The sequence below is a fragment of the Pseudomonas sp. HY7a-MNA-CIBAN-0227 genome (genome assembly GCF_040310325.1).
GTDB lineage: Bacteria > Pseudomonadota > Gammaproteobacteria > Pseudomonadales > Pseudomonadaceae > Aquipseudomonas.
Genome location: NZ_JBEOPT010000336.1, coordinates 1 through 240 on the forward strand (window position 1 = coordinate 1; position 240 = coordinate 240).

Here is a 240-nt window from a genome sequence, read left to right on the forward strand (position 1 = left end):
CTTATGAATATTGCGGTAATATTGCCATCAATTTTTTTGGCTCATAATTTACTCGCCAGTCCATTAGAGCAATCTAGCGAAACGTTTTTCTCACTTGCTGAGATAAAAGAGGGTGATAAAAAGCCGCTACAGCCTGTTGAATACATATCAGCAACTGATAATGTGTCTTTAGCATATCGCGCGTATCTGCCACTAAAACCGCAAGCAGTTTTGATTTTTTATCATGGAGCGGGTGCTCAT

At 39.6% G+C, this 240-nt stretch carries 1 protein-coding gene; it reads left to right on the forward strand.

The features are described from left to right. The coding region (locus tag AAEZ06_RS28165) for a hypothetical protein (RefSeq protein WP_350617497.1) at window positions 1–240 on the forward strand (240 nt) is incomplete at both ends.